We start from the raw sequence: 26,258 nt of genomic DNA, 5'->3' as shown, positions 1-26,258 counted from the left end.
GTATGCTGAAAAGTCCCCGCTTCGCGCTTTGGTTTGTGAGTCTCTTTCTGCTGGTATACACAGTAGGAGCCTCGGCTGGTATGCCCTCGGGTATCGTTACCTTCATGTTCCTGCTTTCACCTATGCTGGTACTGTGGCTGGTGTATTCGGTACTGCGCTACGGCGAGCCGTCAGGTCGTACCTTTGATGAGTACTTCTACGACGACGCCGACATCCGGGCCGATAAGTTGCGGGAGTAGTGCCAGCTACTACCTGGCTAGTCTGCCACATATTTACAAGCTACCCCTTCTACTTTCCCTACGCGTTCTACAAAGCGTTCTACCTGCGTTTTGCGTACCTCCACCCGTAGTAGGCAACTTATCTCAAACTGCTGCTCGAGTACCGTCAGGTCCATCTCTTTTACAATCTGCATCACGCCGTTCATACTTTCATACCCGAAGGTGAGCTCATACCGGTCATACAGGTGCCGTGTCACTACCGTGGCCTGCTCCAGTGCGGCCAGGGTTGCTGTTTTGTAGGCATTGATTAAGCCAGGTACACCCAACAAAGTACCGCCAAAGTACCGGACTACTACCACCAGTAGGTTAGTGAGGTCCTGGGAGTACAAGGTGTTTAGGATGGGGCGGCCGGCCGAGCCTGCGGGTTCGCCGTCGTCGTTGGCGCGGTAGTGGTTGCGGTCCAGTCCCAGTCGGTAGGCGTAGCAATGGTGGTTGGCTTTTGGGTGCAGTTCGCGCAACTGGGCCAGGTACTCCCGGGCGTCCTGCTCAGAGCGTATGGGGTAAGCAAAGGCCAGAAACTTACTGCCCCGGTCTTTAAAGAGCCCCTCTACAGGAGACTCAATGGTACGGTATGAATCATCAAATAACACGCGTCTTCGACTGTTTTTTTAGGTAATAGATTACCACCGAATAGATAAGAGCGGCAAATCCCAGCGCCGCCGAGATCAGAAAGGCAAGGGGAAGGTTTTCGTAGCGGTTGTCGTAGATCTCCGCCGATAGGTAAGCCCCTATACCAATGCCCGCTTCCATAGATATGTACATGGTCGCAAAGGCGCGTCCGCGGTTCTGGTCATCACTCAGGTCTGCCGTCCAGGCCGACAGAATGGGCGAAAGTATACCGGTAGCGATACCGAAAAATACCGCTCCTCCCAGAAAGATAAAGGTAGTGGTAGCGTAGGCCGTAAGAACCAGCGCCACGATGAGGTTACAACAGCCCACAATCACCACCGGTACCCGCCCCGCCCGGTCCGACACCTTACCGGCCACGAACCGAATGAGCAGCGAAGTGAGGGTATAGACGAGGAAGTAAAGACCATGGTTGCTGATGCCCAGGTGATCGCTGAAATCCGGTACCAGCGTCAGCACGGCACCGTAGCTGAAGTAGGTCAGGAAAATAACCAGGGCCGGACTAAATACCGTAGGGTCAAATACATCGCGGCTTGTAATCCGGAATGCTTCCGTTGATAGCTCTTTTTTATCCGCCAGCGTCTCTTTCATGTTGAAAAGAATAGCTATGGAGAGCAGCGCCACGAAGGAGGAGGTATAGAACAGGGCATTGATGGAAAAGATCTGAGCGATGTAGCTACCCAGCGCCGGACCTAGTGCCGACCCCAGGCTGGCACACATGCCATGAATACCCAGCGCCTCGCCCCGGCGCGTAGCCGGTACGATATCCGCAATGTAGGCGGCCGTACCCGTGGGCTTAAAGCCGGTGGAGAAGCCGTGCACGAGCCGCAACAGCAGGAACGGCATCACCGACGTGAATATCGGGTACAGAAAACCGCATATAAAACAGACAATGGAGCCGAAGGCCATCACGGGTACCCGTCCGACGCGGTCGGTAAGGCGGCCGCTGAACGGGCGTGAAAGCCCTGCCGTCAGTGTAAACAGACTAATGATAAACCCTTTGTACTCGGCTCCACCGAGGGTGGTAAGGTAGCCGGGCAGCTCGGGAATAAGCATGTTAAAGCTGGCAAAGAAGAGGAATGAACTAAGGCTCAATAACCAGAACTGCAGCGTAAAGATACTAGGCGATGCGGTGTTTTGCATGCGCAAAGGTAAGCAGTTTCGGAGGAGAAAAAGTAGTACTTTGCTGACAGATTATCGGTTACCCTCTCTCATCTTATACATTGTGGTGATGAAAAAAGTTAGCTATCTGTTCGCTGCCCTTCTCCTGTTTATTTTCATTAATTATGGTTTCTATCAATGGCTACAATCGGGGCATACTCTGGGCGATGCCTGGAAGGCTCTGTGGCAGGACTGGCTGCTGGCTATCACTTTTATCGATGCCTGTACGTTCAGTTTGCTCTGCATCTTCTGGTTGGTCAGAGATATGAAAAGGAGAGGGCTCTCCCTGACAAAAAGAACCGCTATCCTGACGGCAGTTATCATCACCGGCTCAGTGGCCCTGCTGGTGTACCTGGCTTTCCGTAAGATGGCCTTATCGCCCGCACCTGATACTACCCAAAGCAGGGTCATATAAGCAGCGGTTTGGTCGGTAACCTTTATCTTGCTATTGTACTACTTCGTGCTGCTATTTCTCCTTTGGTAGCCCGAAAAGTGTTAATACCTTTGCCGACGAGTTGAGTACACATAACTAGGAATACACCAGATCAGTTGGTCTGTTGTAATTTTTCAGGATTATCATCAACAAGTATGGTACGTATTTTCTATAAGGAAGGCCGCATATTAAAGCGTGAAACCGACGTGCGTGAGCTGGGCAACGTATCCAATGTACTTTGGGTAGATCTGCAGTCGCCCTCGCCGGAAGAGGAAGAGTGGGTAGAGACCAAGTGTGATGTAAGCTTTCAGACGCCGCAGGAAATTGTGGAGATTGAGAGTAGTTCGCGGTTTTTTGAGCAGAATAATACCATTAACGCCAACTCCAACTTCCTGCGGATTCACAACGATGGGTATGAAACCTATCCAGTCTCTTTCATTCTGCACAACGACGTGCTATTTACCTACCGCCAGGGCGACTCCAAGACCTTTGCCGATACCGTAAAGAAGATGAAGGTAAGCCAGGATACCTTCCAATCGGGGGTAGACATCATGCTGCTCATCCTGGAAACCCGTATCGAAACCGATGCGGATTCGCTGGAAAATATTTCACGTGATATCTCGGCCATTAGTAAGGACCTGAGCCACGAGCAGAAGGCCCGGCAGGAAGTACTGATCCGGATCAGTGAGCTGCAGGAGGTAACCATGATGCTTCGCGAGACGAGTATAGACAAGCAGCGGGTACTATCGGGGATTCTGCGGAGCCAGCAATTTCCCGAGAACCGGAAGGAGCACCTGCGCATTATTCTGAAAGACATCAACTCCCTGCTGGAATATACTACCTTCAACTTTGAGCGCCTCGAGTACCTCCAGAACACGTTTATGGGTTTGATCAACCTCGAGCAGAGCCAGGTGATCAAGATCTTTACGGTGGTGACGATCATCTTCATGCCGCCGACGCTGATCGCGGGTATATTTGGTATGAACTTCGAAGAAATGCCTACCTTGGATCGCAACTGGGGATTTAGTTTTTCGCTGATTCTGATGCTCATTTCGTCACTGGTAGTACTCTGGTTCTTCCGTCGCAAGCGGTGGATTTAGTAGTTTAAACCCCCTTTATCATCAAGCACATGGTAACCCAAACTATCCTCCTTACCCACGCCCAGACCGACGAAGACCTGCATCAGATCCTGGATCTGCAGCGAAAGAATCTGAAGACCAATATTTCGGAGCAGGCCAAACGGGAGCAGGGCTTTGTGACGGTGAGCCACGAGTGGGAACAGTTGCAGCTGATGCAGTCGCTGACGCCGCAGGTGGTCGCCAAAGCCGAGGGTAAGGTAGTAGCGTATGCCCTGGCGATGCTACCCCAGATGGGGACGCTCATTCCGGACCTGCAACCTATGTTCGAGATCATCGATGAAGTAGAGCGGGAGGGAAGGTACCTGCGCGACTACCGCTACTACGTGATGGGGCAGATATGCGTGGACGAGCAGTACCGCGGGCAGGGACTCTTTGATGCCCTATATAAAAAACACCGCGAACTGTACAGCGCCGACTACGAACTACTCGTCACAGAGATATCTACCTCCAACTACCGCTCCCAGCGGGCCCACGAGCGGGTAGGCTTCCGTACTATTTATACTCATATAGACCACGTGGATGAATGGAATATCGTAGCCTGGGACCTGAGATAACAGCTGGTCATTTTAGGGCTACACTTGTTCTCCGCAGTAGATTCTTCAGTTTGACCTTGGTAGGGACAGATGGCTCGGTCAGAGGGCCGTCAAAGCGTTCGCCCCGGCGCAGGTAGTATCTGGAAAGGGTACTCGAAGTCATTCCCCACTTGCGGATAAAGGTATAGTACCCCTTGTTCTTCTTAACCCTTTTTACCGATACCGAGCCAAAGTGATACACACGGCTACTACCTAGTCCCTTGAATAGCCGTACACCCGCCTGCCAGAGCTTCATCGAAAAGTCAGGGTCGGAGTACATACCAGGCGAAAATTCAGTACTGTATCCACCTACCAGATTCCACAGGTCTTTGTGTACTACGTTGGGAGGCCAGGTAGCGCCCTGCCAGTCTTCCATAGGTAGGGTAGTATATTCCCTCAGCAGGCGCTCCTCCTCAAAATCAGCGGGGCTGCTACCGTAGTCGCCTTTGATCGAGCACGAGCTTTGCGGCTCACGCTCAATGGCGGTACTGGAGAGGAAAAAGTACTTATGGCCAATGGTATGAATTTCATTAAGTAACACCTCATCCCAGCCCGGACATACGTACATATCGTCATTGATGTACAGGATATAATCAGTCGAAGCTAGTGAAGCACAACCATTCAGGGCATAACAGACTCCTATATTGGCGTCACTGTAGGTGTAGCTCAGGTCAGGCTGCTGCCTGACCCACTCGCGGGTGCCATCTTTACCTTCATTGATGTGGACGATGATCTGGTGTGGAAACGTGGAGTTTCTGCGGATACTTTCAACACAAAGTTGAAGATAGGATAAATTATTCCAGGTAGGTATTAGGATAGAGAACTTAGCCTCTGCAACTTCGCGCTGTTTTTTGGTCTCCGTAATCATGTATCATTGGTGCCGACTAAGTACAAAGAGGAGTCTGATCTCTTTACCTCTAATCTGGCTATGTTAGGTGGATGAGCTTACTAAATAAGGAACAATAGCCGACAAATTTCATGATATTTATTAGATAATGAAGCATACATCAGGAAGAAGCAAAGTTTCACTCGTAGTAGCCTACTATAAGAATATCCCCGTTCTGGATTTGATCCTGAAAGCTTTGTCAACGCAGAGTTGTGGTGACTTTGAAGTGATTGTTGCGGAGGATGATTGCTCGGCCGCGACCCGTGAGTTTATTCAATCCAAAGTAAATCAGCTACCATTTCCGGTTAAGCACATCTACCAGCCCAAGGATGACGGGTTCAGAAAGAATGAAATGCTCAACCGGGCTATCTCCGTGGCCGAGGCTGATCTGATGGTGTTTCTGGATGGTGACTGCATACCCCACCGGCACTTTATCAAAGAGTACCTCAAAAATGCCGCTGAGGGAGTAGCCCTGTTCGGACGTCGGGTTATGTTGAGCCAGCCCCTGACCCAAAAGCTCATTCAGACAAAAGATCTAAGCCTCCTGTCACTATCTAACCTGCTCTTCAGCGGCACGGGTCGTCTCAGGGATGCTCTTTACCTTCCGTTCATCAACCGCAGGAAGAAGGAGGGTATATGGGGGTGCAACTGGGGCATACTCCGCAAGCACCTGATAGAGGTCAATGGCTTTGATGAAGATTACATCCGTGCCGGTGTAGGTGAAGACGTGGATATAGAGTGGAGGCTGCTCAGCAAGGGGCTGAAAGTACAATCAATGAAGCATAAGGCTATTGTATACCATACGTACCACAAACCCAACTACTCGCAGGATGAGGTGAACATCAACTACCGGCTTATGGAAGAAAAGCAACGCGCCGGAAACCTGTACTGCCTGAACGGCCTGCAGAAGCAGTAATGGAATAGGATGTCATTCGGGAGAGATTGCATGTAGTAGTGAGCCTGTTATTCTGACTTGATTAACAGCTACCTAACTTTCTGAAGGCGAGGCTATACGGCGCTTTTCACTTATAAAAGTTTTTATTTTTAGAAGGGGTTGAATGCTACAAAGTTAGCTCTTTAGAAATAGAATTTTTCTAAATAAGCAGGAGTAGGTGGTCCCGCCGCAGTTGAATTTCCCGACATAAGGATGTAGATTTGTCTTATGCTGAATTGAGCTCTGACTTGCCATCTCAGTACTTCAAAACACTTTTTACAGTCTAATAATCAAATAGTCATATTTTATGTCACAAGTAGATACCCAACAAGAGCCCCTGCTGGTAGAAGACCCGTTGCGCTTTGTTCTGTTCCCTATCAAACACTCTGATATATGGGAAATGTATAAACGGCACGAAGCATCATTCTGGACGGCCGAAGAGATTGATTTGTCGCAGGATCAGAAAGATTGGGAGAACCTTAGTGACGGAGAGCGTCACTTTATTTCGCACGTACTGGCTTTCTTCGCGGCTTCGGATGGTATCGTGAACGAAAACCTGGCTATCAACTTCCTGAGCGAAGTACAATACGCCGAGGCGAAGTGCTTCTACGGTTTCCAGATCGCGATGGAGAACATCCACTCCGAGACGTACTCGCTCCTGATTGATACCTATATCAAGGATCCTACTGAGAAGGACCGTCTGCTGCGCGCTATTGATACTGTACCCTGTGTACAGAAGAAAGCGGAGTGGGCACTTAAGTGGATCAACAGCCCTAACTTCACCGAGCGTATCATTGCGTTCGCGGCGGTGGAAGGTATCTTCTTCTCCGGATCATTCTGTTCGATATTCTGGCTGAAGAAGCGCGGCCTGATGCCGGGTCTGTCATTCTCGAATGAGCTGATCTCACGCGACGAAGGTCTGCACTGTGAATTTGCCTGTCTGCTTTACACGCAGCACATCAAGAACCAGCTCCCCGAAGCTCGCGTAAAGGAAATCATTCTGGATGCCGTAGAGATTGAGAAAGAGTTTATTACGGAGGCGCTGCCCGTATCACTCATTGGTATGAATGCCGAGCTGATGAAGCAGTACATCGAGTACGTAGCTGACTTCTGGCTGGAGCGTCTGGGCTGCTCGAAGCACTTTGGTGCCAGCAACCCATTCGACTTCATGGAGCTGATCTCGCTGCCCGGCAAGACCAACTTCTTCGAAAAGCGTGTAGGCGAGTATCAGAAAGCCGGTGTTATGTCCGGTATGAACGACAAAGAATCGTCACACAAGATTGCCTTCGACGAAGATTTTTGAGCGAGTAGCAGTCAGTCTTCCGATACAATAAAGAAACCCCGCCATCAAGCGGGGTTTCTTATTTTTCCAGTAGCTTCTCTATGGTTCGCCATACCAGGTCGCTTTCGTAGCCTTTGCCAATGGCAAACCGGACCAGCTTCTGTTTTAACTTTAGCGGATCGGTTTCGGTACGTCGCAGGGCGATAAGCTTTTTGCTGAGCAGCTCGTCCAGGGCGGTTGCATAAGCCTCATCATTGATCTCAGCCATGCCCTGCCGGATGTTGTAGTCGGTGAGGCCGCGTCGGCTCAGCTCCTGTTTGATCTTCAGTCGTCCCCAGTTCTTGACCCTGAACTTACCACCCGCGTAGGTCTTGGCAAAGCGCTCCTCGCTGAGGTAGTTCATGGAGATAAGCTCCGCAATGATCTCATCAGCCTCTTCTCCCCATACACCCCATTTCTGCAGGCGTTTCCGTACCTCGTCCTGCGTGCGTTCCTGATAGGCGCAGTAGCTGGCTGCTTTCTGTAATATCAGACGGTCCATGCAGTAGTCAGGTGATGGCTGGTAGGTTACTTGCTATTGACAAAGATACGCCAGACCTTTTACTTCATAAAGCGGTTGCCGAAGGTATAGGAGACGCCCACATGCAGGGTTGGAAACTTGCTGGAGTTGACCAGATCAAACTGCGTAGTACCGGCCAGATTTTTGGGAAAGCCAATATTATAAAGAAATTCACCCGTTAGAGCCAGTCCCTGTGATAGATCGTAGCCAATCCCTACCTTAGGCGCAAACCCAAAGCCAGTGTCGCCCATCGTGTCGTTATAGATCCTGCGATCATTGTAGTCAATTCGGGCATTTACTATTGTCTGGATAAGCCCCACTTCCATACCTACATAGGGATGAAGATCCCACTCGGTGGGGTAGTACTGGATAGAAGCCATGATAGGAATGGTAGCAGCTCTAAGGGTACTACTACCCAGGACGGCTGTTTCTCTTATGGTTTCGGAGTAGGCACGAATACGGCCTCCTACCGCCAGCTTTGAAGAAAAATAATGCTTGACACCTATTCCACCCCCCCAAATGCCTTTGCTCCCCGGTTCGGTAGGGAGTCCGTAGCCCGCTGTGGCATCAATACTAAGTTGGGCGTGAGCCGGTAGCTGGCTGGCCAGTGCTACCAGGAATCCCAGGAGTAAGGTATGAAGTGTTTTGGTCATGCGTGTACTAGTCCGTTGCTTTCTTTATAGTTAAAATACAAAATTGTTTGGTCTGTTTCACTACTATCCACTAATAATCATGTACAGGCGCATCCTGGAGAAATCTCCGTGAACCTGAGCCTGCGTTGCCTGGCTACGTATACAAACGAGTTTTGTAGGATGATGTTCTGTCGGTTTAGTTTACGGTCGGGTCAAAGCTACCCTATATACGCTGCCAGGGCGCAGCAGGATGACGAGGTCGAAAAGTTCTTATCTTTATTTTGAAGATGGAAGAGAAGGCCGTAAGATATAACTTTGAGCATCGTTATACCAGTACAGCGAACCCTTTAAAACAGCCTCTATGCCATTTGCCCGACGTGACTTCCTGAAAGTTTTTCCTGCCCTTTCACTATTTACTGCGCCCTTCGGAAAGCCTGAGCCTCCCAGAACCGTACTACGCTTTGCCGTAGCCTCAGACGGCCACTACGGACAGCCCGATACGGATTTTGAAAGTACACATAATGACATAATCAGGTGGCTAAATCAGGAAAAGCTGCAGAAGGGGCTTGAGTTTGTGGTATTCAACGGCGATCTTATTCATGATGAACCTACGCTCCTCTACGACCTGAAGAGCACGCTGAAGCGCCTGACGTTTCCCTTCTACGTAACCCGCGGCAACCACGACCGCGTAGGCAACGACGTATGGCGCGATACCTGGGGGTACCCTACCAACCATAGCTTCGCCCGCGGCGATTATGCCTTTCTGCTGGGCGACACCTCCAACGAAAAGGGCGAGTACCTGTGCCCTGATGCAGCCTGGCTACGCGGTGAGCTGGCCAAGTACAGTGGCAAGAAGGGCATCTTTGTGTTCCTGCACATCACACCGGCCAAGTGGACGGCCAATGGGGTGGACTGTCCGGAGGTACGCGAACTACTCGAGAAAACGCCTAATGTACTGGGTATGTTCCACGGCCATGACCACGACGAAGACGGCCAGAAAACCAGCGGTGGAAAGCCTTACTTTTTTGACGGACACTTTGGTGGAAATTGGGGGACTACTTACAAGGGATACCGGATCGTGGAGGTGTATGAGGATGGTACCTGGCAGTCGTACCAGTATAATCCGGCCGCGTCTCCTATCATCAATGCCTACTCAGGTAAGGGAAAGCCCTGAAGTACTTATGGAAGTACCCGTGGCACAGCTCAAAGCAGTGCCACGGGTGGAAATTATATAGAACGATGGATGCTAAAAAGCGTTTGCCAAGGGATATTCCAGCCCACGGGGTAAAGGCACTGTCGTTGATTATTGGGGTTACGCTTATCTTCCACATAAGGTTTTTAGCAGCATGGCGACGGTAACCTACGCTTGGGACAAAGTTAAAAATGCGCTCATCCGTCAAAGCTTTATTGTTCGTAAACAGACGTCCCTCCGCAAATGCCCATGTAGCTCCTAATCCGGCATCGATAAAAGACCGCTTGTCCCTCAATGGGAAAAGGTAATTAATGCCAACAGGAACTGTCAGGTAAAACCCCCTTTCAATGTAAATACCAACCCCTACCCGCACCTGCAGTCCTGGTGTGGCAGTTAATTGTCGTTCATAATTAACAGAGGAGAATAAGCCATTTCCACCGACTTCCAGATAGAGGTTATTCCTGGGCTGATCCTGTGCAATGGCTGCGGTAGTGGCAAAAATGGAAAGAAGTAATACAATGGCGGGCAATAGTGTATGGAGCATAGAACGTTGAATGAGGTATTACTGCAGACAAATTATGACAGTATCCTCAATCAAGGGCTGCTAGTACACTATTTTCTGAGCGAAATCTTAGTATACGGTCTGATCAAGCAGGGACCTACTCATAAGTTGGAAGGCCCTGAAGTACCCGTGGCACGGTTTAGAGCCGTGCCACGCGTGGAAATTATATAAGAGCAGGCAGCCTTAGCTAACCTTCACCAGATGGTTCTTTTTGCCCTTGGATACCAGAATAAACCGGTCCTGCAGCAGGTCGAACTCGCTCAAGGGCTGCTCGGGGCCCGACACCTTTACCTTATTGATGCTCACGGCATTCTGCTGGATGGCGCGGCGGGTTTCTCCTTTGGAGGCATATACCTCTCCGCGCGTAGCGGTTGCCAGTAGCTCCGTTATGTTTGGGCAGGAGTTCCAGTCTTCGCGGCTGATCTCGGTCTGGGGTACCCCTTCAAATATAGTCTCGAACTCGTCGGCGGCGATGCTACGCAGGGTGTCCAGCGTGGCTTTGCCGTATAGCACTTCCGAGGCTTTTACGGCCAGTTCGTAGTCGCGGGCTGAGTGGATGCGGGTGGTTACGTCCTGAGCCAGGGCCTTCTGCATGATGCGCAGGTGCGGCGCGTCGGCGTGCTGGCGCTCCAGATCTTCAATCTCCTCCTTCGACAGCAGCGTAAACACGCGCAGCAGGCGGTGAGAATCCTCGTCGGACTGGTTGATCCAGAACTGGTAGAACTGGTAAGGAGTCGTACGGGTAGGATCGAGCCAGATGTTGCCGCCTTCACTCTTACCAAACTTGGTACCGTCGGCTTTGGTGATCAGGGGGGTAGTCAAGGCAAAGGCTTTGTAGAAGTCTTCCTCGTCGCCCTCTTTCCGGCGGATCAGCTCAGTACCCGTTGTGATGTTACCCCACTGGTCGGAGCCACCCATCTGCAGGCGCATGTTGTGGTGCTTGTAGAGGTGGTAGAAGTCATAGCCCTGCAGGAGCTGGTACGAAAACTCAGTAAAAGAGATACCCGTATCCAGGCGCTTCTTTACCGAGTCCTTCGACATCATGTAGTTGACACTGATAAACTTCCCGGCCTCACGCAGAAACTGCAGAAAGCCTATGCCCTTGAACCAGTCGTAGTTGTTGACGATCTGGGCGGAGTTGTCGCCGCAGTCAAAGTCCAGAAACTTCTCCAGCTGGCCTTTGATTCCTTCCTGATTGATACGCAGGGTCTCTTCGTTCAGAAACTGCCGCTCGGCGGCCTTAAATGAGGGGTCACCAATCATACCCGTAGCGCCACCAACCAGAGCGAATGGCTTATGACCCGCCCGCTGGAAGTGTACCAGCAGCATGATTGTGGCCAGGTTACCAATGTGCAGCGAAGAAGCCGTAGGATCAAAGCCGATATAGCCGGCGGTCATTTCTTTATTGAGCTGTTCTTCGGTACCGGGCATCATATCATGCAGCATGCCCCGCCAGCGCAATTCCTCTATGAAGTTAAGTTTCATTCGTTAATCGTTCTGTGTCAAAAAATGGTGCGCAAAGTTACAGTGATTTTTTGGAAGTACCTGACTGGAATGAAGCCGACTCCACGGGAGACAGCACTGAGAAACAGTGACTTTGGCAAGAAGCTAAAAAAATAGCTAAAAATAATTATGTGAGAATAGTGCTACAATACTATCAAAGTATAGGGGAGGGTTATGTGTAAAGTGCAACAAGTGGTATGTAAGTACCTGACGGTGATATAGTCAAATACTATTTTTAATGATCCGGATCAGGAGCAGGTACGTAAGTATTGCTAAGAAACCTCCCGAGGTCCGGGAGTGACAAAACCTTTACTACTATGAGCATAATTAAAAACCCATTCAACAATCCCGACTCCCCGGATAATCAGATCATTTCCAGAGTGGGCCGGCGCTTTTTCTTACGATCAGCAGGATTGACAGCAGTAACCGGAGCTTTTATACTGGGGGCTTGTCAGGATCACGATATGGAGCCTGATGCCACAGTAGATTTGGGATCAGGAGATATTGGAATCCTTAACTATGCCTACGCCCTGGAACAACTGGAGGCTGCTTTCTATACCCAGGTGATCGATATGGCTTATTCGGGGATGACTGCCGAAGAAAGACGTATGCTGACGGATATACGGGATCATGAGATTATACACCGTGAATTTTTAAAGGCTGCTCTTGGAACCTCAGCCATTCCGGGCCTCGAAGTTAATTTCTCTTCTATTAATTTTAATGACCGGGCTAGTGTATTGGGTACGGCTCGTGTACTTGAGGATACTGGAGTTGCGGCTTACAATGGTGCAGGAAAGTACCTTCAGGATGTTCAGTTCCTGTTAGTAGCGGGTAAGATTGTATCGGTAGAAGCTCGTCACGCGGCAGCGATCCGTGACCTCCTTCAGCCAAGATCACGATATTTTGCTGGAGATGATGTAGTAGATGCCAATGGGTTGGATGTGGCCAAGGAGCCAGCCATGATCCTGGCCGATGCTCAGCCATTTATCGAGACCCGCATTACTGCTAATAACCTGCCGAAATAATTATCAACCCATTAACATCCTACAAAGACTATGAACTTATTCAAAATTATAGATGATCTCCAGCAAATAGACGGTGAAGCTATTGATCGGCTGGAACACGCTTCACGACGTAGCTTTATTAGCAACCTGGGTAAGCTCGGTACTAAAGCAGCGGCTGTAGCTGCCCCCATAGCAGTAGCATCTGTATTCAATAAAGCAACAGCTCAGTCGGCTATGGCTGTGGAAGTGCTGAAATTTGCACTTACGCTGGAGTACCTGGAGGCAGAATTCTATACCATGGGTCTTAATAGATCAGGGTTGATTCCTGCTAATCGCCGGGATATGTTTGATCAGATCAGAAAGCATGAGGTAGCCCACGTAAAGCTACTGGAAGGTGCTCTGGGTCTGACAGCTAACCAAAATAAGCCAAACTTCAACTTTTCAGCGGCTGGCATAGATCCATTCGCCAGCTATGAAAACTTTGTCTTCCTTGCTCATGCTTTTGAAGATCTGGGAGTACGGGCTTATAAAGGACAGGCTGGAAACCTGATCAACGATGATGCGATTCTGGAAACGGCGCTTCGCATTCACTCCGTAGAAGCGCGCCACGCTGCTGTAGTGCGTCGTGAATTAAGCGATCTTAGAAATGATCCTAATATAAAAGCCTGGATCACGAATGCCGAAGGATCACCTGCTCCGATATATGCGGGTGAAGATAATACTACCCATGCGGGTGTTAACATCATGGGTATTGCCGGTAAATCCAAGGAAGCCGTTACAGAGGCATTTGATGAGCCATTGACGAAGGAAGCAGTACTGGCGATTGCCGGGCCTTTCATCGTAATGTAGAGAGTGGGGTTTTGGAATAGATAGTGTTTAGAGCGGACTTGCAGTAGCAGGTCCGCTCTTTTCCTATGTTTATGTATAAATACGATAACAGCAGTCTGTAAAGCAGTACCCAATAGTAGCGGTAGCCGTGACGTTGCTTTAGGTAGCACACAACCCGTGTACCTATAAGCTTACGACTACTACTATGTTACGTACTACCTTCTTAAAGTACTTACTTCTCTTTCTGATTGGTATGGGGGGAGCCACCGTGGCTCATAGCCAGTCGGCTACGCAGCGTACCTACTGCAACCCCATGGACATTGACTACAAGTACAACTTCGAACAACTCAATGAGCGTATCTCCTACCGCTCTGCCGCTGATCCGGTTATTGTGAACCATAAGGGTGAGTACTACCTCTTCGCTACCATTTCGGGCGGCTACTGGCACTCCAAGGACATGGTTAACTGGAAGTACATCATACCCAACCGCTGGCCTTTTGAAGATATGTGCGCGCCGGCGGCCCTGTCGGTGCGGGATACGCTGTTCCTGTTTCAGTCTACCTTTGAGTCGCGGCCCATCCTGTACTCCGTAGAGCCTAAGGAGGGCAAGCTGGAGTTTTACAACCGCTGGATGCCGCGCCTGCCCAAGGATATTGGTCCCTGGGACCCGGGTATTTTTCATGACCCCGATACCGACCGCTGGTTTATGTACTGGGGCTCGTCCAACGTGTATCCCATCTTCGGAGCTGAGCTCGACCACAGCAAGCGCCTCGCCTATAAAGGCGAGTACAAGCCCATGTTCTGGCTGGACCAGTACCAGCACGGCTGGGAGCGCTTTGGCCCTAACCACTCCGACCCCATCAAGCCTTTCATGGAAGGGGCCTGGATGAACAAGCACAACGGCAAATACTACCTGCAGTACGGCGCGCCGGGTACCGAGTACAACGTCTACGCCAATGGTACCTACGTAAGCAAAGACCCGCTCGGGCCTTTTGAGTACGCCCCCTACAACCCCTTCTCCTACAAGCCGGGCGGTTTTGTGCAGGGCGCGGGGCACGGCAATACCTTCCAGGACAACCACGGCAACTACTGGAATACCGGCACGCCCTGGATCGCCGTCAACTGGAACTTTGAACGCCGGATTGCCATGTTCCCGGCGGGTTTTGATAAGGACGATCAGCTCTACGCCAATACCCGATTTGGGGATTTGCCCCACTACCTCCCCACCAGGAAGTGGCAGGACCGCAACGAGCTGTTTACGGGCTGGATGCTGCTCTCGTACCGCAAGCCGGTCACGGCCTCGTCGGTGCAGGATACTATGCGGGCTGATAAGGTAACGGATGAAAACCCGCGGACCTTCTGGGTAGCCAGGCAAAACAAACCCGGCGAAACGCTGACGATGGACCTGCAGAGTGAGCATGAGGTACGTGCTATCCAGATCAACTACACCGACTACAAGTCGGATATCTTCGATAATGATCCTGATAAAGTCTACACGCAGTTTAAGCTCTATACATCACGAGATGGGAGGAAGTGGGATCTGGTTTCGGATCTGACCAGAGAGCCCCGACGCGACCGCCCCTGCGCTTACGTGGAGCTGCCACAGGCGGTGCGGGCCCAGTACATCCGCTATGAGCACGTGTACGTGGGGGCGCCTAATCTGGCCATCAGCGACATGAGGGTATTTGGCAAGGGCACCGGCAAGGCACCGGCTACCCCGGCCGGGCTCAAAGTAGTACGTCAGAAGGACGAACGTAACGCCGACATCAGTTGGGATCGGGTACCGGGTGCGGTAGGGTACAACATCCTGTGGGGAATAGGGCCGGACAAACTGTACCAGACGTACCAGATTTGGGCTGACCAGCCCAATACACTGGAGCTGCGTGCGCTGAACGTAGGAGTACCTTATTACTTTGCCATTGAAGCTTTTAACGAAAATGGTGTATCCCGGGTGAGCGAGGTGGTGGGGAAGAGGTAGTGGTGAAAACCATATGGCACGTTATTTTATTAGTAGTTGCATGCACCTGAAAAGTGTGGCTACGGGATGGGACAAACCATACATAATGATGAAATAACAGTTGACACAACCGCTATATGATTGTAACCGAAGAGCAGAGAGAACAATCTCAAGCCTTTTACCGCGAGGCGCTGACCATGCTGAACGAGTGTGGAACCCGCTATATGCTGGGAGGAGCTTTTGCCATGTTTCACTACACGGGCATCTACCGTGACACCAAAGACCTGGATATATTTTGTAAGCCAAGTGAGTACCCCAAGATACTGAAGCATTTTGCTGATAAAGGCTTCGAAACCCAGCTAACGGACGTACGGTGGCTGGCTAAGGTATTTAATGGAGAGTACTTTATTGACATCATCTTTGATACCGTCAATAACATCTGTACGGTAGATGATAGCTGGTATGAACATGCTTCCAGGGCTCAGTTTGCCGGAGTGGATGTGCTTTTTCTACCTCCCGAAGAGCTGATCTGGTGTAAGATGTACGTTCAGAATCGCGAACGCTACGATGGAGCCGATGTCAATCATATCATACTCCGCTACGGTAAGAACATGGACTGGAAACGCGTCCTGTTCCGGATGGATCCGCACTGGCACCTGTTGCTGGCTCAGCTGCTGCTGTTCCAGTTTGTGTACCCATCTGATTACCACGATATTATCCCTAAATGGCTTTTTGACGAGCTGATGGAGCGGGCTCATGAGCAGTATGATCTGCCACCGGCTCTGGAAAAGGTATGCCGCGGACCTGTCATTGATCAGACCCAGTACATGGTTGATATCAAAGAGTGGGATTATAAAGTATCCACCATCAAAACTACCTAACTATGGAAGAAACGCCGAAAGTAAGAATAGCAGCAGTTGGAGATATACATGTTCGGGAGACGGACAAAGGCAAGTGGGCAGAGTGTTTCAAAGCAGTATCCGAGCAGGCCGATGTACTTCTGCTCTGTGGAGACCTGACCGATACCGGTGACGAAATGGAGGCCGAAGTACTGGCCGAAGAACTGAAGCACTGCAAAATACCGGTAGTAGCCGTACTGGGCAACCATGACTATGAAAAAAACCGTCATAAGCTGATCCGCCAGGTGGTACAGGGTGAAAATGTACATGTACTGGATGGCGAAGCTGTGGTAATAAAAGGAGTAGGATTTGCGGGAGTAAAGGGTTTTGGCGGCGGATTCGATAACCACATGCTCTCCATGTTCGGAGAGGGAGCCATGAAAGCCTTTGTGCAGGAAGCCGTAGACGAAGCCCTGCACCTGGACCGTGCGCTGGCCCGCCTCGATGCTGATCACGAGAATATCAGGAAGATTGCGGTACTCCATTACTCTCCCATAAAGGAAACTATCGTGGGTGAGCCGGAGGTAATCTATCCGTTTCTGGGTTCTTCACGCCTGGCCGAACCGCTTCGCCGGCGCAATGTAATAGCGGCCTTCCATGGTCATGCCCACGTAGGTACCCTCGAAGGAGAGATCAACGGAGGTGGTACCAAGGTATTTAATGTAGCCAAGCACATTCTGAATAAGGCCGGATATACTCCGCCTTTCTACCTGTTCGAAGTATAGTGGCTACGCCTGTACCTGTTCAGCTCCTTTGAACAGGTACCCTACACCTTTCAAGGTCACAATCTCTACGGTGGGATCTTCGCGGAAGTAGTCGCGGAGGCGGGTAATATACACGTCCAGATTTCGCGAGTTAAAGAAGGAATCATCCCCCCAGACCCGCATCAGAATGTCGCGGCGCTGTACCTTGAAGTTGCGGTTTTCGATCAGGATATTCAGTAACTCCGTTTCCCGGTGCGAAAGCTTCCGTACCTGCCCGCCCAGATGTAGTTCGTATAGGTGTGGGTAAAACTGGTACCGTCCCAGCCGAATGCTTTCGCTCAGGGGAGAAGTACCTGTTGAAGCTGAATGCTGTGGTGCCACATCGCCTCTTGTGCCGGCCAACTGGTACAGGTTTCGGATACGTACGATCAATTCTTCCATACTGAATGGCTTCCGAATGTAATCATTCCCCCCCGACTGAAATCCCTTTAATACATCATCCGTCTGAGTCCTGGCCGTCAGGAACAGGATAGGCATCCGTGGGTTGATGCTCCTGATCTCCTGCGCCAGTTCGTAGCCGTCGCGGTGCGGGAGCATCACATCCAGCACGCACAGGTCTGGCCCGAAGGTCAGGTACTTGCTCATGACTTCGCCACCGTCCGCCACCATACATACCTCAAAGTCGCGGCTTTCCAGGCTTTCCTTCACGATTTTGCCCAGAAAGGGCTCGTCCTCAACGTACAGTAGTTTGATGCGTGTCATGGGTACTTGTGGTGTTATTATTAATTGGCTGATGGAGGCCACGTGGCAGAAGTAGGGTAAAGCGGCTGCCCTGCTGGGGCTCACTCTCCACCTCAATGCGTCCCTGGTGGGCCTTCACTACGCTGGCGACGTAGCTGAGTCCGAGGCCGTAGCCTTTTACATTATGGATATTACCGGAAGGTACCCGGAAAAACTTCTCAAAAATTCTGTGGCGGTACTCCGCGGGTATACCGATGCCTTTGTCCAGTACTTCCAGTCTTAGCTGTTCATCCGTAGTACTTAGCCTAATGCTAACTGTGGGAGTACCTTCGCTGTACTTGAGGGCATTGTCGAGCAGGTTGTACAGCACGTTGGTCAGGTGCACGCGATCGGCAAGCAGGGTGAAGTTGTCTCCGTGCGGCTCATACGTACATAGTGCTCCGTACTTTTCCAGCTGGGGTTTCATTGTACTTAATACTTGCCGGACCAGTTGGTCTGCATCCAGCCGCTCGGGTGTGAGCGCCAAGTCCTGCTGTTCAAAGAGCGCCATCTTAAGTACCTTATCCACCAGCATCGAGAGGCGGTCCAGCTCCTTGCGGGAGATGTCGAGATACTCGCGGGTTTGCTCCGGATTACGATCTACGTCAAAGCTCTGCAGGGCTTCCAGCGCTACACCCACGGTGGCAATGGGTGTTTTGAGCTCGTGCGTTACGTTGCTGATAAAGTCGTTTTTGAGCTGGATGAGCCGCCGCTGCCGCTGTAAGTTCAGGTGAATGACGGCAAAAGCCAGACTAGTCACAGCTAGCAGGAACACCGAGAACAGGAGCTGCGGAATGATTTTCCGAAAAAGAAAACCTTGGTGCCCGGTAAAGATCGCAGAATATCTGGAATCCATAGGCATACTACTAGGTACCGGCAACGTACGCAGGGCCGCAGTAAAGACCGCAGAGTACCTCGAAATAATAGACCTAAGGCCGGGTGCCGGCAAAGCGGGTGGAGGCCCGGGAGCCTGGTTGCCGCGAGCCTCAGGAGTACGTCTGACGGTAAAGGACAGGTTGATGCCTGCCTTCTGAAGACGTTGCGCATAGGCCGCTTCCAGATTTTTGATAGGTAAGGTATCGTTACCCAGACGGACAAGAAACCGGTCATGCTGGAGCGGTGGGGGGCCGGGGACGCCACCGTTAACATCTGGACTCTTTTTGTGGAGATTAATTCGACGCTGCACCGGCCTGAGCACCCGACTGATCATCTGTTTCAGAGAATCGCCTTCGGCCGATGTACCCATGATCCGGATTTCTATATTGGATACCTGCTCGGAGTCCCGTATTGAGTTTCCTGCCTCGTCCTGACCCGGCGCAGTGTGGCTCTGGAAGAATACCAAAGTATCGGCCTGTAAGCTGCCCTGTTTGGTAGACCTCTTCCAAACTACCTTGTCAGTTTTTTCACCTTGAAAGGATACCGCTACTTTCTGCTGAATTACGGAGTCTTCCAGTGCCTGTACAGTATTTGCAAACAGCAGGTTTGCTTCTCTCAGCAGCAGGTCCCTTTGTTCAGCGTACTCCTGTCGCAGCCAGAACGCCTGAAAGGCCGCCAGCAGTAGTAAGCTGGCGACCATCAGGGTGGCGGGTAGTATATTTCTGTTCGATCGCTGCATGAGCTAGCTGCTATCAGGCTATTTGTGATATCTAATTCTAAAATCTGATAGGTTCGTTTATGGCCTGGGTTGTACTAGTGCCGGTAGGTGTATAGGACCAAAAGCATATAGCATATAACCTACAGCTTAAAGCTCCTCCTACTAACCACCTATACGTATCATGCCACCTCTCTCCTTCATAAAATCATCGCGGATTTTATTGAACTGGGCTTCTGTAACCTTCTTACCTCCCGCAGGTACCTTCAGGTCGGTATTGGATAGTTTTTTGAAGTCCAGCTTTGTGGCAGTATAGACTATCTCGCTGTCATTTACATCCAGTTCCAGAATCAGCCCCGGCAGACCACCATAACCCGCCGGACCACTGGGTACCGGGATAGCCTCCGTAAACCAGGCCACCACCGGCTGGTTGCGCTCGGGCTGGGTATAGGTAGCCTTCATGCAGTCGTAGCCGTTGATCTTCTTCGTTTCGCCGGTCAGTTTCCAGGGCGTCTGTTTTAGTTCATCCTGAATCAGGAACTTCTGTCCGGCTAGTTCGCGCAGCTCCACCCCTTTTTTCTGATCAAAGTTACGATAGATTTCGTTCTGCGGTACCCGGATCACCATCCGCATGGCGTTGCCGTTCTGATCGGTTACTTCCTCATCGACGTCACTGACCTCCACATTCTTGTACAACGACTCCGCCCCCCGTAGTGCCAGTTGCATTTTATCAGTATGGAACTCCGGCATCATGGCTTTCATGGACTCATCAGGCAGGCGGCGGTGCATGTTGATCTTCTGGTCGTAGAGGACAATGCCTTCATTGGTCTGAGCCAGGGTACTTCCCAGCGAGTAAACAGCAATCAGTAAACTTAGCAGTATCTTTTTCATGCTTTATTTTGGTTTAAAATGCTTGCTTTCAAATTTTTACCACAAATTATTTAGAGTTTTAGCACAGAGCTCTCACGCTAATAATCACTCATTCTCTCATTCATTCACTCAATAAATCAAAGCTGCCGGGTTATCCGCCGAACCCTCTCATCTGGGGTTTTGGTTTGGCACCTAGTGAGTAGGTAAAGCTGAGCAGGAAGTACCGCTGCAGGGAGCGGATCTGCTCGTCCTGTACGAAGTTGGCCTGGGCTACGCGGTTGATGACTACGTTGCGGTTGAGCAGGTCCACAGCCGATAGCTTCAGCTCTCCCCGCTTGTTTTTCAGGAACGCGTGGGCCACCGATGCGTTCCAGATGGGTACCCGCTGACTGAAATCCGAGTCGGGGAAGTTATAGATGGCATAGTCAAGCGTGGAGCTTAGGTGAATTACCTTGCCGATGTGCCAGTTGGCCTCGATGTCGTAGTTCTGGTTGGTGAAGCGCTGGTTCAGCGACGTATTCAGCGAGTAGGCGGTCTGGTTGTAGGTGAGGCGGGCGCTGGCTGCGATATCAAATACCTCCTTGTAGCGGTACTCAAGGCGTAGCGTGTTGCGGCTCACCAGGCGGCGCGTCTGGTTGTCGATGTTGTTGACGGGGGTGATGGAGCGGTTGTACAGCAGGTTGGTACTTACGCTCACGCGGGTGTTGATGGGGCGGATGCGGAAGCCCTTCGACACGTCGCCGTTAAAGGTGTAGTCGTTGCGCACGTTGACAGGACGGAAGGTACGTACCAGCCGCTCGTCGATCTGCTGGCTGTCGGTAATGCGGTTGGCGGTGTAGGTAAAGTTCAGGAAGCCAAACAGATTGCTGGACCGCAGCGCGTTGAAGTCGAAGTACCGCAGCGTAAACCGGTGGTTGTACTCGGGCCGCAGGCTGGGATTACCCTCATAGATGTTGAGCGGGTCAGTATTATCCACCACGGGCGCTAGCTGCTGAATACCCGGCTCGCGTACGTCAGTATCGTAGGTCAGGTTGAGGTTGCGGGTGTCGCCCAGGTTGTACTGGAAGCGGGCGTTGGGCAGCGCGTTCAGGAAACTGCGGTTAATGTCCACGTCCTGCCTTACGAGTTCCCCCCGCAGCGACGACTGCTGCACGCTCAGTCCTATGGAGCCGTTGTACTTTTTCTGGTTGGTACGCAGGTTAAAGCCCCCGCGCTGATAGGTAAAACTATTGTGGAACTGGTTGCTGAGCTGCTGGTTGAGGCGGCGGCTGAGGCCTTCGCCTCCTAAATCATATACCCGGCGATCCACGTCGTTGAGGGCTTTTTGCCACGCGTAATTCAGCTCAAGGTACTTGCGTTTGGCTATAGGCTCGGTGTAGGAGAGGGTGACACCGTAGTTTTGCCGGTCATTGGTCTGCTCGTTCTGCTGGCGGAGGGTATCTATTCGGGTAGGTACTGCGCTATCCCCGTCAAAGAAGCGGTTGGTGGCGTTGAGGGTACCATTACGGTCGTTCTGATCCAAGCCAAAGGTGAGGGTACTGCTCAGAGTACGGCCTTTCTTCCGGAACTGGTGACGCAGCAGCAACTCCGAGTTCAGCCGGATACCGTCGTTCTGTGAAAAGGTAGTCCGAACCCCCTCATTCTCGAGCTCCCCGTTGCCGGCAAAGGCACGACTTTCACCAGTCACGGCAGCGTTGTTCTGGCGGTAGTCGAAGCGGTTGGTCCAGCGGAAGGAGTTGGACGAATCGATCTTCTGGTCCAGTACCAGGTTGCCGCGGTGGGTGGTGTTGCCGGTATGCTGGGCGGTATTCTGGGTACTGCTGAAGGTACGGTTAGGCAGGAACGTCTGGCGATTGACCAGCTGTCCAATATCCTGGCCCAGCTGGTTGTAGAAGTAGCTGCCGTTGATCTCGGTTTTGGGGGTAATCTGGTTGTTGAAGTTGACACCCCCGGCCCAGTTGGTGAGGTAGCCGTTGGTGCGTCCGCCAAAGTTGAGCGGTATTTCGGTGTCCTCGTCGCCATTGATCTGGATAAGTACCCTTTGTCCCGACATCATCCGTTGCGCAGCGCCGGTGAAGTTCATGTAGTCGTCCATCGAAAAGCCCTGCTGATTTACATTGTTGCCCATGCCGAGCAGGGAGAGTTGCTTTGTTTTGGAGAAGCGGTTGAGGTTGCCGCGAAGAGAGTAGCGGTTGTCGGGACCGGCGCCAGCGGTGAGGTTGCCGAAGGTCAGGTTTTTCTTCTCCTCTTTTAGCGTAAGGTTGATGGTCTTTTCGCGCTGCCCGTCGTCAATGCCCGTAAACTGCGCCTGGTCCGATTTGCGATCCAGTACCTGTACCTTTTCAATGGCGTCGGCGGGTAGGTTGCGGGTAGCTATTTTGGGGTCACGACCAAAGAACTCCTTGCCGTCCACCGTCACGCGTTGTACCTGCTGGCCCTGCGCCCGTACGGTACCGTCGCGCTCTACCTCCACGCCCGGCAGGCGTTTGAGCAGGTCTTCCACGACGGCATTGGGCTGTACTTTGAAGGAGCCCGCATTGTACTCAATGGTATCCTGCTTAATCTGCACCGGCGCCCGCTCTCCCTTGATGAGGACTTCACTCAGGTCTTTCGGAACCGGAAGCAGGTGCAGGGTACCCAAGTCGAGCGTTGGTGTAGGCTGTACATCCAGCGGCTGCGTGTACTTCTGTAGACCCACGTAGGTAATCTGGAGCAGGTAGGCCCGGTTGTCAACGTTTTTAAACTCAAAGCCGCCGTTGCTCTGGGAGCGGGCAAAGGAGACCAGGGAGGAGTCCTGGCCGCTGAGGAGCATGACGGTGGCGCCGTCGAGTGGGTGGCTGGCGGAGTCTACCGCCGCGCCCCTGATGCTTACCTTGGCGGGCGTCTGGGCTAGAGCCGGCGCGCAGAGCCAGTACAGGAGCAGAGGAAGGAGATAGGAAAGTTTTTTCATGGCTAACAGGTGCTTTTGTTGTGTCGAATGATCGATGCACCAAAAGTACCGTAGCCCTCTGAAGAACTAGGTTAATAGTCCTTGCAACAATGTTAAATAAGGTTAAAGGGAGGAGGAGGAAAGCAGGAAGGGAGAAGGGGAGGAAAGGAAGAAAGTGTCGAAAGTTGATTGCGGATTTGCGAATTATCTAATAACTCGCAAATCCGCAATCAACTTTCGTATAGCAATTCACTCAATCACTCATTCACCATTCACTCAATGACTGTTCCGCCACAGCAGTGACGAATCGCCGTAGCTCAGGAAGCGGTAGTCTTTGGCGAAAGCTTCGTTGTATATCTTCTTCCAGTCTTCCCCTACGAAAGCGGCTACCAGCAGGATAAGGGTAGAGCCGGGTTGGTGGTAGTTAGTTATGAGGCCGCGGCACAGCCGGAAGGGGTAGCCGGGGAAGATGAATATTTCCGTTTCGCCCACCAGTTGCGTCACACCCTTTTCATCCATATAGATAAGTATAGCCGTTAGGGCCTCCTGCGCAGAGGGAAGATCGGCGGGGGCAAAGGGATACGGATACAGCTTTTCAATCCAGAACTCCGTAGTATCCTGCCGCAGTAGCTTCACCCCGTACCAGTACAGGCTTTCCAGCGAGCGCAGCGAAGTAGTACCTACCGCGATGATGGTATCTATCCGTTGCAGCAGTTGCTCGATCAGCTCCCGCGTGTATACCACCTGTTCGGCGTGCATGTGGTGCTCTACCACAGTACCCGCTTTGATGGGCTGGAAGGTACCTGCGCCTACGTGCAGCGTCAGGAAGCTGCGCCGGATGCCCTTGTGGTCCAACTGCTCAAATACCTTGTCAGTAAAGTGCAGACCGGCCGTCGGCGCCGCTACGGCGCCCTCCTGACGGGCGTATACCGTCTGGTAGGTTTGCTTGTCGCTCTCCTCGGTGTCGCGCTTGAGGTAAGGAGGCAGGGGTATCTCACCCAGCGCCTGCACTACTTCCAGGAACGTTAGGTCTGCGTCCCACTGCAGCCGTACGCGGTTGTGTTCATAGTCGGCGTAGGAAGCCTTCAGCTCTAACTCCTGTCCGGATACGGTGAGGGTAGTGGTGAGCGTTTCTGCGAGCTTCCACCTTTTCTTGTTTCCGATCATACACTCCCACACGCACTCGTTACGTACCAGCATGGCATCGTTGATGATGCGGGTAGGCTCCTCGGGATGCAGCAGTAGCACCTCTATGGTAGCACCAGTCGGCTTCTGAAAATACGCCCGCGCGGGTATCACACGGGTATCATTAAATACCAGCAGCGCCTCGGCGGGCAGGTGCTCGGGGAGGTTGTAAAAATGGTGATGATCAATTTCGCCCTGCTGGTATACCAGTAGCTTTGAGCTATCCCTGGGGCTCAGCGGATAGCGGGCTATGCGGTCATCGGGGAGAGCGTACTCATATTCTTCGAGCCGGATCCTTTCGGCCCGTTGCAGCCATTCGTGATTCATAGGGGTCACAGCTCCTCTTCTTCTTTGGGAACGGGAGGACGCATCAGGCGTATAGGCAGCGACACCAATATGATCAGCAGCATACCTACACCCAGGTAGAACAACCAGGCAAAATCAAATACGTCGTTTTTGAACTGGCTGCTGTTGACCGTCGCCAGAGAGAAAAAGCTCAGCGCCAAAATGGTGTTGATGGCAGCTACCAGGCAGTAGATCCAGTTGAGCAAGTGCTCATTCAGCTCGTCGCGATGCAGGCGCCACTCATCCCGCTTGGGGATAGGGAGTAGCTGAGAAGGTACCTTTGGAATCTGGCGGGCAACGGCCATGATCACCACGTTGTTGAACAGGATAAGTCCCATCGCGATATAAAATACAGCCTCTCTGCTCAGGTAGTTTTTAGGTGTTCCTACTTCGTTAAAATCAACCGCCACGGACTCAGGAAATACGGTATAGGTCCATATCAGAGAGCCTACGACAAACAGTACCGAGAGTGCTCTCCAGACCTTTATTCCGAATGTTGTTACTTTCATGTATACTTAAATAGAAAGGGGTAAAATGCTATGACTAAATTAATGCCGCAAAATTAGGTGGAGCACCTTCCAAAACCTAATCCTGCGAAAGAAGTTGTCAGCTAGGGAATGATATCCCCCGATTACTTACCTTGCAGCGACCATTTTTCTGATTTACCTATGAAAATATATACCAAAACCGGCGACCAGGGCACGACTACTCTTGTGGGAGGTACCCGCCTGAGCAAAGCGCATGTACGCATCGAAGCCTACGGGACCGTGGATGAACTGAATGCTTATGTAGGCTTGCTGCGCGACCAGCCCGTCAACGAGGGGCGCCGTGACTTGCTGAAGGAAGTGCAGGACCGGCTCTTTACCATTGGCTCCCACCTGGCCTCCGAACCCGACCAGACCCGCAAACGCCTACCCGACCTGCACGAGGAGGATATACAACTGCTGGAGCGGGAAATGGATGCGTTGGATGCACAGCTCCCGCCCCTGCGGGCCTTTGTGCTGCCCGGTGGCCACCACTCCGTATCTTTCGGGCACGTGGCGCGTACGGTATGCCGCCGCGCCGAGCGCATGGTCATCAACCTGCACGATCAGGAGCCAGTGGAAGACATTATCATCAGGTACCTCAACCGCCTGTCGGACTACCTCTTCATGCTCTGCCGCATTATGACGCAGGAATTAGGAGCCGAAGAAGTAACGTGGAAGCCGCGGGTGTAGTGACCGTAGGTAAGCTGTCAAGGCAACTGAAAGAGGATATATTTAGATGAAAGGAAAGTTATTGTTCCGTTCCTGGTTAAATCAGGAATCTGTCCCGACCTAAAAAAACGATACAGATTTTTAGGTGATTGGAGTTAAACAAATTCAGCAGTAGAAGCCCTAGGGCTTCTACTGCTTTTAGCTTTATAG

At 51.6% G+C, this 26,258-nt stretch carries 26 protein-coding genes; 13 read left to right on the top strand and 13 right to left on the bottom strand.

Annotated features, from left to right (window positions below; genetic code table 11):
* Positions 1 to 2 precede the first annotated feature (2 nt).
* Positions 3 to 239, top strand: a complete 237-nt coding sequence (locus tag JTN23_RS22515; protein WP_247237328.1) for a hypothetical protein — start codon at positions 3 to 5, stop codon at positions 237 to 239.
* A gap of 17 nt (positions 240 to 256) precedes the next feature.
* On the opposite strand, the gene JTN23_RS22510 is transcribed toward JTN23_RS22515, so the two are convergent.
* Together JTN23_RS22510 and JTN23_RS22505 are read right to left on the bottom strand one after the other, a co-directional pair.
* A complete protein-coding gene (locus JTN23_RS22510; RefSeq protein WP_247237327.1) occupies positions 257 to 868 on the bottom strand; it encodes an IMPACT family protein in 612 nt (203 codons plus the stop codon).
* Positions 858 to 2,048 (bottom strand): MFS transporter, encoded by a 1,191-nt coding sequence (locus tag JTN23_RS22505; protein ID WP_247237326.1) that lies wholly within the window; start codon positions 2,046 to 2,048, stop codon positions 858 to 860. The genes JTN23_RS22510 and JTN23_RS22505 overlap by 11 nt, the downstream gene beginning before the upstream one ends.
* Positions 2,049 to 2,136: 88 nt before the next feature.
* Between JTN23_RS22505 and JTN23_RS22500 the strand changes: the two genes are divergently transcribed.
* From JTN23_RS22500 to JTN23_RS22490, 3 genes are all read left to right on the top strand, one after another.
* Positions 2,137 to 2,481: a hypothetical protein gene (locus JTN23_RS22500; RefSeq protein WP_247237325.1), complete on the top strand. Its 345-nt coding sequence runs from the start codon at positions 2,137 to 2,139 to the stop codon at positions 2,479 to 2,481.
* Positions 2,482 to 2,654: 173 nt separating this feature from the next.
* The gene (corA, locus tag JTN23_RS22495; RefSeq protein ID WP_247237324.1) at positions 2,655 to 3,599 is read left to right on the top strand and encodes a magnesium/cobalt transporter CorA; all 945 of its coding nucleotides are present in this window, start codon (positions 2,655 to 2,657) and stop codon (positions 3,597 to 3,599) included.
* Between the two features lie 29 nt (positions 3,600 to 3,628).
* Positions 3,629 to 4,192 (top strand): GNAT family N-acetyltransferase, encoded by a 564-nt coding sequence (locus JTN23_RS22490; protein ID WP_247237323.1) that lies wholly within the window; start codon positions 3,629 to 3,631, stop codon positions 4,190 to 4,192.
* A 7-nt stretch (positions 4,193 to 4,199) separates the two neighbouring features.
* On the opposite strand, the gene JTN23_RS22485 is transcribed toward JTN23_RS22490, so the two are convergent.
* A complete protein-coding gene (locus tag JTN23_RS22485; RefSeq protein WP_247237322.1) occupies positions 4,200 to 5,078 on the bottom strand; it encodes a glycosyltransferase family 2 protein in 879 nt (292 codons plus the stop codon).
* A gap of 127 nt (positions 5,079 to 5,205) precedes the next feature.
* Here JTN23_RS22485 and JTN23_RS22480 point away from each other — a divergent pair, with 127 nt between their 5' ends.
* Positions 5,206 to 6,012 (top strand): glycosyltransferase, encoded by an 807-nt coding sequence (locus JTN23_RS22480; RefSeq protein ID WP_247237321.1) that lies wholly within the window; start codon positions 5,206 to 5,208, stop codon positions 6,010 to 6,012.
* Positions 6,013 to 6,337: 325 nt separating this feature from the next.
* A complete protein-coding gene (locus tag JTN23_RS22475; RefSeq protein ID WP_247237320.1) occupies positions 6,338 to 7,333 on the top strand; it encodes a ribonucleoside-diphosphate reductase small subunit in 996 nt (331 codons plus the stop codon).
* 58 nt (positions 7,334 to 7,391) lie between these two features.
* Here the strand turns inward: JTN23_RS22475 and JTN23_RS22470 are convergent, their stop codons facing one another.
* Positions 7,392 to 7,853, bottom strand: a complete 462-nt coding sequence (locus JTN23_RS22470; protein ID WP_247237319.1) for a regulatory protein RecX — start codon at positions 7,851 to 7,853, stop codon at positions 7,392 to 7,394.
* A gap of 59 nt (positions 7,854 to 7,912) precedes the next feature.
* Positions 7,913 to 8,524, bottom strand: coding sequence for an outer membrane beta-barrel protein (locus tag JTN23_RS22465; protein ID WP_247237318.1), 612 nt, complete (start codon positions 8,522 to 8,524; stop codon positions 7,913 to 7,915).
* Between the two features lie 340 nt (positions 8,525 to 8,864).
* Here JTN23_RS22465 and JTN23_RS22460 point away from each other — a divergent pair, with 340 nt between their 5' ends.
* Entirely contained in the window at positions 8,865 to 9,677 is an 813-nt protein-coding gene (locus JTN23_RS22460) for a metallophosphoesterase family protein (RefSeq protein ID WP_247237317.1), read from the top strand.
* Here JTN23_RS22460 and JTN23_RS22455 read toward each other — a convergent pair.
* Together JTN23_RS22455 and tyrS are read right to left on the bottom strand one after the other, a co-directional pair.
* Positions 9,646 to 10,239 (bottom strand): hypothetical protein, encoded by a 594-nt coding sequence (locus JTN23_RS22455; protein WP_247237316.1) that lies wholly within the window; start codon positions 10,237 to 10,239, stop codon positions 9,646 to 9,648. The two genes, JTN23_RS22460 and JTN23_RS22455, sit on opposite strands and share 32 nt — an antisense overlap.
* 201 nt (positions 10,240 to 10,440) lie before the next feature.
* Complete coding sequence (gene tyrS, locus JTN23_RS22450; protein ID WP_247237315.1) at positions 10,441 to 11,742, bottom strand: tyrosine--tRNA ligase; 1,302 nt, start codon at positions 11,740 to 11,742, stop codon at positions 10,441 to 10,443.
* Positions 11,743 to 12,077: 335 nt separating this feature from the next.
* Between tyrS and JTN23_RS22445 the strand changes: the two genes are divergently transcribed.
* The 5 genes from JTN23_RS22445 to JTN23_RS22425 all read left to right on the top strand — a co-directional run bounded on the left by JTN23_RS22445 (position 12,078) and on the right by JTN23_RS22425 (position 17,173).
* A complete protein-coding gene (locus JTN23_RS22445; protein ID WP_247237314.1) occupies positions 12,078 to 12,785 on the top strand; it encodes a ferritin-like domain-containing protein in 708 nt (235 codons plus the stop codon).
* A gap of 30 nt (positions 12,786 to 12,815) precedes the next feature.
* Positions 12,816 to 13,613 carry a ferritin-like domain-containing protein gene (locus tag JTN23_RS22440; protein ID WP_247237313.1) on the top strand — a complete coding sequence of 266 codons (798 nt, stop codon included), beginning with the start codon at positions 12,816 to 12,818 and terminating at the stop codon, positions 13,611 to 13,613.
* A 184-nt stretch (positions 13,614 to 13,797) separates the two neighbouring features.
* Entirely contained in the window at positions 13,798 to 15,570 is a 1,773-nt protein-coding gene (locus JTN23_RS22435; RefSeq protein WP_409049468.1) for a family 43 glycosylhydrolase, read from the top strand.
* 116 nt (positions 15,571 to 15,686) lie between these two features.
* Positions 15,687 to 16,430, top strand: a complete 744-nt coding sequence (locus JTN23_RS22430; RefSeq protein WP_247237312.1) for a nucleotidyltransferase — start codon at positions 15,687 to 15,689, stop codon at positions 16,428 to 16,430.
* A gap of 2 nt (positions 16,431 to 16,432) precedes the next feature.
* The gene (locus JTN23_RS22425) at positions 16,433 to 17,173 is read left to right on the top strand and encodes a metallophosphoesterase family protein (RefSeq protein ID WP_247237311.1); all 741 of its coding nucleotides are present in this window, start codon (positions 16,433 to 16,435) and stop codon (positions 17,171 to 17,173) included.
* Between the two features lie 3 nt (positions 17,174 to 17,176).
* Here JTN23_RS22425 and JTN23_RS22420 read toward each other — a convergent pair whose 3' ends face one another.
* The 6 genes from JTN23_RS22420 to JTN23_RS22395 all read right to left on the bottom strand — a co-directional run bounded on the left by JTN23_RS22420 (position 17,177) and on the right by JTN23_RS22395 (position 25,361).
* The gene (locus JTN23_RS22420) at positions 17,177 to 17,914 is read right to left on the bottom strand and encodes a response regulator transcription factor (RefSeq protein ID WP_247237310.1); all 738 of its coding nucleotides are present in this window, start codon (positions 17,912 to 17,914) and stop codon (positions 17,177 to 17,179) included.
* Positions 17,886 to 19,547 (bottom strand): sensor histidine kinase, encoded by a 1,662-nt coding sequence (locus JTN23_RS22415; RefSeq protein WP_247237309.1) that lies wholly within the window; start codon positions 19,545 to 19,547, stop codon positions 17,886 to 17,888. The genes JTN23_RS22420 and JTN23_RS22415 overlap by 29 nt, the downstream gene beginning before the upstream one ends.
* A 141-nt stretch (positions 19,548 to 19,688) precedes the next feature.
* Positions 19,689 to 20,414 (bottom strand): GLPGLI family protein, encoded by a 726-nt coding sequence (locus JTN23_RS22410; RefSeq protein ID WP_247237308.1) that lies wholly within the window; start codon positions 20,412 to 20,414, stop codon positions 19,689 to 19,691.
* A 130-nt stretch (positions 20,415 to 20,544) separates the two neighbouring features.
* Positions 20,545 to 23,343: an outer membrane beta-barrel family protein gene (locus JTN23_RS22405; RefSeq protein WP_247237307.1), complete on the bottom strand. Its 2,799-nt coding sequence runs from the start codon at positions 23,341 to 23,343 to the stop codon at positions 20,545 to 20,547.
* Between the two features lie 255 nt (positions 23,344 to 23,598).
* Positions 23,599 to 24,834 carry an S-adenosylmethionine:tRNA ribosyltransferase-isomerase gene (locus JTN23_RS22400; protein WP_247237306.1) on the bottom strand — a complete coding sequence of 412 codons (1,236 nt, stop codon included), beginning with the start codon at positions 24,832 to 24,834 and terminating at the stop codon, positions 23,599 to 23,601.
* Between the two features lie 5 nt (positions 24,835 to 24,839).
* Entirely contained in the window at positions 24,840 to 25,361 is a 522-nt protein-coding gene (locus JTN23_RS22395) for a hypothetical protein (RefSeq protein ID WP_247237305.1), read from the bottom strand.
* Between the two features lie 159 nt (positions 25,362 to 25,520).
* On the opposite strand from JTN23_RS22395, the gene JTN23_RS22390 reads away from it, so the two are divergent.
* A complete protein-coding gene (locus tag JTN23_RS22390; RefSeq protein WP_247237304.1) occupies positions 25,521 to 26,069 on the top strand; it encodes a cob(I)yrinic acid a,c-diamide adenosyltransferase in 549 nt (182 codons plus the stop codon).
* Positions 26,070 to 26,258 lie beyond the last annotated feature (189 nt).

The organism is Telluribacter roseus, from assembly GCF_017355915.2.
Taxonomy (GTDB): domain Bacteria; phylum Bacteroidota; class Bacteroidia; order Cytophagales; family Spirosomataceae; genus Telluribacter.
Note: the sequence above shows the minus strand (reverse complement) of the source record. Positions and strands in the feature narration are given on the sequence as shown.